3 protein-coding genes are annotated in these 2,700 nt (G+C 47.7%); all 3 read left to right on the top strand.

Translation table 11 applies throughout. The features are described from left to right. The coding region (locus tag EBR25_13085) for a hypothetical protein (GenBank protein NBW41915.1) at positions 1-1,318 on the top strand (1,318 nt) is incomplete at its 5' end. Between the two features lie 4 nt (positions 1,319-1,322). Then, positions 1,323-2,324 carry a hypothetical protein gene (locus EBR25_13090; protein NBW41916.1) on the top strand — a complete coding sequence of 334 codons (1,002 nt, stop codon included), beginning with the start codon at positions 1,323-1,325 and terminating at the stop codon, positions 2,322-2,324. Between the two features lie 34 nt (positions 2,325-2,358). Continuing rightward, the coding region (locus EBR25_13095; GenBank protein ID NBW41917.1) for a hypothetical protein at positions 2,359-2,700 on the top strand (342 nt) is incomplete at its 3' end.

Genomic DNA, 2,700 nt, shown 5'->3' on the forward strand with positions numbered 1-2,700 from the left:
AGTTTCCTGGTTCAGTGAAGAGGTGCAGAAGCTAAAGTTTGAAGATATCATCACTATATTTCCTCCTGCAGAAGCAGAAATGATCAAACTCATTATTGGGAGGGCTTGTGTCGGAAGAACGGGAGCGGTACATCCTGGTAAAACTGAGCCGCTCAAGCATTCGTTCAGGAAGGCGGGAGTCGTGGTAGGAGAGACGGGGGTAGGCAAGTCCACCGTCCTTAACGGTATCAGAGAAGCAATGAAATACTGCGGTTATACCGTCTCGAGCATGGGAGACTTAAGCTCTCGATTTAACCAAGGGTCTGTAATCAGCTCGCATTTGGCTTACAACGACGACCTGACTCAGGCTTCTCTAGAAAAGATGCTCACAGCTCCGAGCTTCAAGTCTATTGTTACAGGCGGTACGGAGAAAGTGGAGAATAAAGGTACCGATGCCATCGAAGTTGTGTCGAATACAGTGATACTGGCCAATGCCAACGATGTTAGGTCGGAGATATCCTATGTCCTAGATTCCGGCGCTATTAGCAGACTCGCTCTGCTGTCGACGTATCGTAAATATGAGCAACAAGATATGTCAGAGCAGGTTGGTAGGGACATTCACCCTATTGCGAATATTAAATACCTCATGGAAGAGTATGATGTCGACGAGATCACCCTATTTGCTAGAGTACTTCGCCACTGCACTGATGCGTTTCTCGAGCAGGTGGAGTCTGGTACGAATGTTCATTCAAAAAGTGAAGATTTGCTGCCCTACTTCCGGTTTCAGACCCATAAAAACTCTCTGGAATGTTTTATTAGGTTCTGTTTCTTATCCTTCGCTATCAGGGATATGAAAGGCCAGGGAGATTATCTGCCCGAATTGACTCTGGGATCCTTAGCAACGATTCTCGAGTCTACTAGGTTTGTTATGATCGATATGAAGGCGAATAACCTGAGGAAGAATATGAAAGAGAACTGGGAAAATCAGAAACGCGACCTGGACCACCCCTACTGGGCACAGAGGAAGATGCTGATCAGTAGTATCGATAAATCTTACGAAGTATTCAATGCACATAAGACGGACAAAGATCTTGCATTGGCGACTGAACACGTCTTTAGTGCGTTGACCCTCAGAGACGGATTTAGTATGTCAAAGAAAATGTCACATATTGTGAGGACTTGGGAGATGGTGAAGGGTGAGAAGAAAGGCATCTACAGGCTTGCCAACGACCTCATGGGTACGCTCTCTCAGGAAGAGCTGGATTATATCACGGACAAGTCGAAGCGCTGCGATGCGAACTGGATCTACGGATCCAAGTACGACCCCAAGAGCTTGTGATAGGATGGTAGGAAAACACCTCGACTCAGTGGCTACTATCTCCCTGGACTACGAACACTGGGACCACAAGCCCAGTACTACTCTGCAGTACAAGGGTCAGTGTGATAAGTATGGGAACCCTAAGACCGAGGTAAGAGTGCTAGGGTCTCGGCTAGGTACCGAAACGGCCGAGGTAACCCCCAAGAGATTGGCTAAGGCCATTGTGCAGGGACGCACTTGGTCGCCTTTTGTCTTCGACGTGTGTCCGGATTGGAAGAGGCGGAGAAGGGTGGAGGGGTTGTTTCATAGCTGCCAAGTTTTGGGAGTAGACTACGATGACGGGGACAGTATGGAGGAAATTATCACCCAGGCATCCCAGTTGGGGATAAAGTTCAATATACTTCATCACTCCTTTTCTAGTACTCCGGAGCATCCTAAGTTCAGAGGTATTATATTCCTCTCTGAGGAGATTACAGACATCAAGAAGGCGAAGCTACTGGCTACGGGCCTTGCCCATGCCCTAGGAGGAGACACTTCATGCGTCGATACTGCCCGGATGTACTTCGGATCTACTCCGGACTCTATCGTATATCTCGATAACGATATTGTCACTGAAGTTGATAAGCTGAAGAAGATTGCGGACTCGGTAGAAGCGGTGAAGCACGTGACTTCTTATACTCCAGTGCCTAAAGATCATGACCCGGATTGGGGGACTATAGAGGATCAGAGGAAGATTTGGAACAAACTGACTCCGGGCAAGAGGAGTTTTGTGAAGAGAAAGATTCTAGGGATCCTCAGAGAAATCGAGCAATTTGACGGATCTAATGGAGGTAGCAGATATGAATGTGTATGGAAACGCACCAGCCGGATCGCCAGGATGCCCGAGACAGTGGGTAATGTTGTACGAGAGTGGGTCCTTGAAAGGATTGGGAATAACCCGTACTTTGACGACTGGGATAAAGACGCCGACTCTATCGTTCGTAACGCTATAGCCTGGAGCTTCGATCACGCTGAGCCCCCTGTTTAGTTGAAAGCATAGTGAGAGTGAGACTTTTCTATCCATGGGTTTACCCCCGAGAGTAAGTGAAAAAGTTTCTAGCTTTAAGTCCAATACAGGTTGGACTTCACGGGGGGAGAATTCTTCCGTACTCAAGAAGCTAGGGAGCATCGATTTCGTCGACGGCACGTTTGGCGGGATGACTCCTGCCGTTGCATATATACAGTACTGGAGCAGGAACGGGGTTGCAAAAAAGAGATTAGAAGAAGCCGCTCGCGATGTGTTCTCTCTCCCTCCCGATAAGTTATCTGAATTAACCAAAGAGTTCGAGGGAGCTTTTAAGCAGCCGGTAAGCGAAACGAATATAAACTACTTTGACCCCGACATAGAGTTACCACCTTTTACC

The organism is bacterium, assembly GCA_009926305.1.
Taxonomy (GTDB): Bacteria; Bdellovibrionota_C; UBA2361; order UBA2361; family RFPC01; genus RFPC01.